The organism is Listeria rocourtiae subsp. hofi, assembly GCF_963575615.1.
Taxonomy (GTDB): Bacteria; Bacillota; Bacilli; order Lactobacillales; family Listeriaceae; genus Listeria_A; species Listeria_A hofi.
Genome location: NZ_CAUYTL010000034.1, coordinates 24152 through 31072, shown reverse-complemented (window position 1 = coordinate 31072; position 6921 = coordinate 24152). Strand labels below are relative to the sequence as shown.

The 6921-nt window shown below is 41.9% G+C and carries 6 protein-coding genes; all 6 read right to left on the bottom strand.

Going from position 1 to position 6921, the window contains the following annotated elements; genetic code table 11:
- Window positions 1–163: 163 nt before the first annotated feature.
- A complete protein-coding gene (gene rlmD / locus R8925_RS13095; protein ID WP_430536248.1) occupies window positions 164–1522 on the bottom strand; it encodes a 23S rRNA (uracil(1939)-C(5))-methyltransferase RlmD in 1359 nt (452 codons plus the stop codon).
- Between the two features lie 110 nt (window positions 1523–1632).
- Entirely contained in the window at window positions 1633–2397 is a 765-nt protein-coding gene (locus R8925_RS13090) for a hypothetical protein (protein ID WP_430536247.1), read from the bottom strand.
- Window positions 2398–2570: 173 nt separating this feature from the next.
- On the bottom strand, window positions 2571–3512 hold the full coding sequence (locus R8925_RS13085) for a diacylglycerol kinase (protein WP_430536246.1): 942 nt from the start codon (window positions 3510–3512) through the stop codon (window positions 2571–2573).
- Between the two features lie 171 nt (window positions 3513–3683).
- Complete coding sequence (gene gatB / locus R8925_RS13080; protein WP_430536245.1) at window positions 3684–5114, bottom strand: Asp-tRNA(Asn)/Glu-tRNA(Gln) amidotransferase subunit GatB; 1431 nt, start codon at window positions 5112–5114, stop codon at window positions 3684–3686.
- A 15-nt stretch (window positions 5115–5129) separates the two neighbouring features.
- Window positions 5130–6581: an Asp-tRNA(Asn)/Glu-tRNA(Gln) amidotransferase subunit GatA gene (gatA, locus tag R8925_RS13075; RefSeq protein ID WP_430536244.1), complete on the bottom strand. Its 1452-nt coding sequence runs from the start codon at window positions 6579–6581 to the stop codon at window positions 5130–5132.
- Between the two features lie 27 nt (window positions 6582–6608).
- Entirely contained in the window at window positions 6609–6902 is a 294-nt protein-coding gene (gatC, locus tag R8925_RS13070; RefSeq protein ID WP_036070889.1) for an Asp-tRNA(Asn)/Glu-tRNA(Gln) amidotransferase subunit GatC, read from the bottom strand.
- Window positions 6903–6921 lie beyond the last annotated feature (19 nt).

Here is a 6921-nt window from a genome sequence, read left to right as displayed (position 1 = left end):
TGTTTTGGATTCTCTCAAGGACCGTGTGTCACATTACATTTCTATTTCTTAATTACACACTTTTCTTGACAAACCCTCAAAATAAAATGTAGGAAACAGCCATTTTCGAGTCAGCTGTTTCCTACATTTTTTTGTATGAGTACAAAAAATAAATCGAGCCGTTCTATCTATGCAATACCGTTACACACTCCACATGTGTTGTGTTCGGGAACATATCGACCGGCTGAACAACTTTGGCCGCGTAACCGCCCTCCGTCAACACCAACATATCCCGCGCTAACGTTGATGGATTACACGATACATACACCACCCGCTTCGGTTTCATTTTCAATATCGTCTCAAGTAAGGCTTCATCGCAACCTTTACGCGGTGGATCAACAACAAGCACATCCGCTACGACGCCGTCTTTAAACCAAGCTGGGATCACTTCCTCCGCTTTCCCAACTTCAAACGTTACATTATCCATCTCATTCAATTTCGCATTCGCGCGCGCATCCTCAATCGCTTGCGGCACAATCTCCACGCCATACACGTGTTTCGCCTCTTTCGCCAAGCAAAGCGAGATAGATCCAATGCCACAATACGCATCAATCACCGTCTCCTCACCCGTAAGCTCCGCCAAACGCAACGCTTCCGCATATAAAACCTCTGTCTGCTCCGGATTCACCTGATAAAACGAACGCGCCGAAATCGCAAAAGAAATCCCATGAATCGTGTCCATAATGTACTCACGACCCCACAAAACATCTGTACGATCGCCAAAAATCACATTTGTATTCGCCGCATTCACATTTTGAACAAGCGATGTCAGGCCTGGAATCGCTGTCTGTAAGTCCGCCACAATCTGCTCCTTATTCGGAAAATTTGGCTTCGTTGTAACGATCACAAGCATCAGCTCACCAGTCGTCGTCGCAAAACGCGTCATCAAATGGCGCAATACTCCTTTTCGCGTCGTTTCATCATAAGGCGCCACATGATATTTCGCAAAAATTCCGCGTGCAATCTGAATCGCCGCATCATTTTGCTCATGCTGAATCAAACACGTATCCATATCAATAATCTGGTGCGAGCGTTGCTGATAAAATCCCGCGACCAATTTCCCGTTCACAAAGCCAACCGGAACTTGCGCTTTATTCCGATAACGCCATGGTTCCGCCATTCCAAGCGTCGGTAATACTTCCACATCCTGCTTCCCAATCCGCTTCATCACTTGTTCTACTTGTTTCTGCTTCACACGCAATTGCCCGTCATAACTCAAATGCTGCAACTGACAACCACCACATTGCGCATAAACCACACAAGGCGGCGTCACCCGATCTGCGCTTTCCTTCGTCAACTCAATGATTTTGCCAAATCCATAGTTCTTATTCGTCTTAATCACTTTAATTCGCGCCATCTCTTCCGGCAAACCTTGAGGCACAAAAATCGGATAACCATTTATCTTCGCAACAGCATTACCATCATGCGTTAAATCCTCAAAAACAACATCAATGCACTCATTCTTACTCACTGGAGCACCCATACTTGCCCTCCCTCTCATATCTCAACTCTTCACATTATACCAAAAAAAAGATAGGCGCACACCTATCTCAGACTGTAGAAAAACTACCTCACATAAATCTATCGCCAGACCTATCTTTTTTCCTCAATCACATATTCCAATCCAACTGGCTGTGTGATTTCCTCATCGCTATTTCCTTTAAAAAAGGCAAAGGATGTTTTCTCAGCGCTAAAATGATACTCCATTTGTCTAGGAAAAGCCCTCACCGTTTCTCCAGCTACAATGTTAAACTCATCCTCTAAGTACTGACATTCTATTTTCGGATCGATGCCCAAAACTGGCGCAATTTTCTCAGCAAGACCACTAGAATATATTGTTTCTAGCTTCTCGTTCACTTGTATCGGCATTCCAACTTCTGCGGTGAGTTCAAAACTTTTACCCGCAGTCTTGTCTAGTGTCCCGCTCAAAATGGAATAACTCGTCAAGAAGCCATCCACTTTGTCGTGCGTATACTGAAAAGTAGCTGGATTCATTACTGTAGATACCTTATTCGCGAAAATTCGCACTCGAAAACGATCTATAGCTTGATATTTTTTATCCACTTTAGCCATTTTTGCTAAAACAGCTTTGTTCGTTGTGTCGAGAATTAAATCACCATTGCTCGCAATACTCGTTACTGTATCGTCGCCCTTAATTGGAAGAACTAAATTCGGCCCAATCGCAATGCTAGTGTTTGTTTTAATCCACGTTCTATTACTATCCATTAATTTCGCTTGATCAACAACAGGTGTCATTTCTTCCGCCTGTACATTCCAAAATATTAGAAAGGCTGCACCCCCGACGGCTATGCATGCCAACAAACCAATAATAAAACGGCTTACACGACTATTCTTCAAGTCGTAAACACCTTCTTCCTTGTTTCTGACTGCCCAATAGAGGCTTCTGCAAGTATATCACATTTTACGAATTAAGACAACTTCTTTACAAAAGTTACATTTATCGCGAAACATATTACAAAAACCGAATATCTCATAGTATTTCAAGAGATATTCGGCTATTACAACCTATATTAATCAATCATTTCCATTTGCTTATTGTTTAAATCCGACGCAGGAATATCCGCTACATTAGCGAAAAACGAAATATGTTGGCGCAAGTTCTGGAATATCATCGGTGTCTCACCACCTAGTTCACCGTCTAAATTAATTAACATTTGATCATCCGAATGCACAATCACTTTCTCTGATTTCACATAAATAACATTCGGCTCTTTAATATGATCGCCTCGCAAAGCTAGTGTCACTAATCGAATAAATTCCGCCAAATTCACTTTTTTCACGATAATCAATGAGAATTTACCATCATCCAACTTGGCATCAGGCGCAATTTTCTCAAAACCGCCAATTGAATTCGTTAGGCCCAGCAAGAAAAACATCGCCTCACCTTCAAAAACGCCATCATCATAGGCAACCTTGACTTGCGTTGGTTTCAAGGAAGGTAACATTTCAATGCCCTTCAAATAATAAGCCAGCTGTCCAAGCATCGTTTTCAAGCGACTTGGCACATCATACGTCAGTTCGGTAATCCGACCACCGCCACCAATATTAATAAAATACGTATCATTCGCCTTGCCAATATCCATCGCAACGCTAGCGCCATTCGCAATAATTTCTGTCGCTTTAATTACATCACGCGGAATTTTCAACGCTCTTGCAAAATCATTCGTCGTTCCGGTTGGAATAATCCCTACTTTTGGTCGGTAATCCTGCTCCGCAATGCCATTAATAACCTCATTAATCGTACCATCGCCACCTGCTGCCACAACCAAATCATAACGATCCTCAACAGCTTTTCGCGCTTCGTTTTTGGCATCATTTTCTTCTGGCGTCGTTGCATGGGAGCTCGTTATATAGCCTGCATTCTCCAATATAGTCAGCACATCAGCCAAGTTTTTCTTAATGATTTCCCGTCCTGATGTTGGGTTATAAATCACCCGTGCTCTTTTTTGCATAGTATATTCTCCGTCCTCTCAAATCTGAATATAAACGCTATTACGCTCATCTCAGCCCCGAATACTTATCATTATACCAAATTTCTACTCAAAAACCCATTTTGAAGATAGTTAATATGCAAAAAAATACCGGGAGCTACATCGTGGCCCCCAGTAATATGATAATACTATTTAACGCTTATTCATTTCATCCACTAAAATTTCATTAACCATCGTTGGATTTGCTTGGCCTTTCGTTGCTTTCATTACCTGTCCAACGAGAAAACCAACTGCACGATCTTTTCCATTTTTAAAATCGGTCACAGATTGCTCGTTTTGGTCAAGGATTCCGGAAATAATGCTACGAAGTTCACCAGCGTCAGAAATTTGAACAAGTCCTTTTGCCTTTACAACCTCCTCAGCATCCCCACCACTTGTAATCAGCTCACGGAAAACTTTCTTCGCGATTTTAGATGAAATCGTGCCTTTTTCAATCAAACTAATCATGCCAGCTAGATTCTCAGGCGTTAATTTCGTATCGGCAAGTTCTTGTTGCTCTGCGTTTAGATAGGCCGAAACTTCACCCATCAACCAGTTAGATGCTTGTTTTGCGTCCGCACCTTTTTCGATTGTTGCTTCAAAGAAATCAGACATCTCTTTTGTTAGTGTTAAAACCATCGCATCGTATGCTGGCAAACCTAAATCAGCAACATAGCGCGCTTGGCGTTTATCTGGAAGCTCGGGAATTTCAGCACGAATGCGTTCTTTCCAAGCATCATCGATATATAAATCTACCAAATCTGGCTCTGGGAAATAGCGATAATCATCTGAACCTTCTTTAATACGCATCAATGTCGTCTTACCAGTTGCTTCTTCAAAACGGCGCGTCTCTTGCTCGATAATTCCACCAGCCATCAAAACTTCTGCTTGACGTTTGATTTCATACTCGATACCTTTACGCACGTTTGTAAACGAGTTCAAGTTCTTAAGCTCTGTCTTCACGCCGAACTCTTTTTGCCCAACTGGACGAATCGAGATATTTGCATCACAGCGCATCGATCCTTCTTCCATTTTCACGTCAGACACGCCCGTATATTGGATGATTGATTTGATTTTTTCGAGGTAAGCATAAGCCTCATCAGCTGTACGCATGTCTGGCTCAGAAACGATTTCCACGAGTGGCGTACCTTGACGATTAAGATCAACAAGTGAATAACCGTGTGATGTATGTGTATTTTTACCGGCATCCTCTTCTAAATGAAGACGGGTTACACCGATACGTTTCTTCTCACCGTTCACTTCAACATCAATCCAACCATGTTCGCCGATTGGTTTATCAAATTGCGAAATTTGGTATGCTTTCGGATTATCTGGATAAAAATAATTTTTGCGATCGAATTTCGTATGTTCTGCGATTTCACAGTTGATTGCCATCGCTGCTTTCATGCCATATTCTACTGCTTTTTTATTCAAAACTGGCAAAACGCCTGGCATTCCAAGGTCTACCACATGTGTATTTGTATTCGGTTCAGCGCCAAAATGAGCAGGTGCCGGCGAAAAGATTTTGGATTCTGTTTTTAATTCTACGTGAACCTCAAGTCCAATTACTGTTTCAAAATTCATATGTCTCGCCCTCCCTTATAAACTTGGTTTTTCTTTATGGAATTCTGTAGCTTGTTCAAACGCGTGTGCGACACGGTAAATCGTTTTCTCGTCGAAGTAGTTACCAATCACTTGTAAACCGACTGGCATGCCTTCTGAGAGCCCACAAGGAACCGAAATCGCTGGAAGTCCAGCCAAGTTAATCGGAATTGTCAACAAATCGTTTAAATACATCGTGATTGGATCATGAATCAAACCACCGATATCAAACGCAACAGTTGGTGCACTTGGGCCGATAATCACATCGTAATCAGCAAACACATTCGCAAAATCTTGCTTAATCAGCGTACGTGCTTGTTGTCCTTTTTTGTAGTAAGCGTCATAGTAACCAGAGCTTAGCGCAAAAGTCCCTAACATAATGCGACGCTTTACCTCATCACCAAAACCTTCAGCACGTGTTTTTTTGTAAAGTTCTTCTAATGTATGCGCATTTGGCGACTGATAACCGTAGCGTACACCGTCAAAACGTGCTAAGTTGGAAGATGCCTCACTGGAAGCTAGAATATAGTAACTCGCAACGCCATACTCAGAGTGAGGTAAAGAAACCTCATCCCATGTTGCGCCTAAATCCTCTAATGTTTTCAATGCTTTTAGAACCGCTTCTTTCACGCCTGGTTCCACGCCTTCACCGATGTATTCTTTCGGTACACCGATACGCAATCCCTTAATATCTCCTGTCAAATGAGCCGCAAAATTCTCTACTGGTTGATCGATAGACGTTGAGTCATATGGATCTACACCGGAAATTGCTTCTAACAAATACGCATTATCTTCTACTGTGCGCGTAATTGGTCCAATTTGATCAAGCGATGAAGCAAAAGCAATTAAGCCATAACGGGAAACGCGGCCATATGTAGGCTTCATCCCAACAACACCACAGAATGCAGCTGGCTGACGAATCGAACCACCCGTATCTGATCCCAATGAAAATAATACTTCACCAGCGGCAACACTTGCAGCACTACCACCCGAAGAACCACCAGGTACTTTGTTTAAATTCCACGGATTTGTCGTTGTATGAAAATAAGAGTTCTCCGTTGAGGAACCCATAGCGAACTCGTCCAAGTTCACTTTTCCAATGTTGATCGTTTGCGCGGCTTTCAATTTTTGCATGACCGTTGCATCGTAAATTGGATTAAAGTTCTCTAAAATTTTACTTGCTGCCGTTGTGCGTAGATTTTTCGTCACAATGTTATCTTTAATACCAATCGGAAGGCCTGCTAACATATTGTTCGGGTCAATTCCAGCATCCCCGAGTTCTTCTGCAACATCTAGCGCTTTATCACGATTTAGTGTAATAAACGATTTTACTTTATCCTCAACAGCATCGATGCGATCAAATGACTCTTTCACAAGATCGTATGGTGCAATCTCTTTTTTTACAAGCTTTTCATGTAAGTCTTTTACCGAATGCTCAAATAATCCCAAATTAATTCCCTCCTGATATATCTAAAATTAGTCTTCCATAATCGTCGGTACTTTAAACATACCATCTTGTTGATTCGGTGCATTTTGTAATACTTTTTCGCGCGGTAGGCCTGGAATTGATATATCATCACGCAACACGTTAGATACTTCAATCGCGTGTGACGTTGGTTCAACATCAGCCGTGTCTAACTCACTCAATTTCTCCACCATATGAATAATGTTTCCTAATTGTGTTGCAAAGTTTTCAGCCTCTTGGTCACTTACTTCTAGGCGCGCCAAGTTTGCCACTCGTTCTACAGTCTCTTTTGAAATAGTTGTCAAAATTTTTCCTCCTTTAATA

Excerpts from the sequence above, each read along its gene's own strand:
- rlmD (WP_430536248.1), bottom strand. The coding sequence starts at position 1,522 with ATGGGTGCTCCAGTGAGTAAGAATGAGTGCATTGATGTTGTTTTTGAG.
- R8925_RS13085 (WP_430536246.1), bottom strand. The coding sequence starts at position 3,512 with ATGCAAAAAAGAGCACGGGTGATTTATAACCCAACATCAGGACGGGAA.
- gatB (WP_430536245.1), bottom strand. The coding sequence starts at position 5,114 with ATGAATTTTGAAACAGTAATTGGACTTGAGGTTCACGTAGAATTAAAA.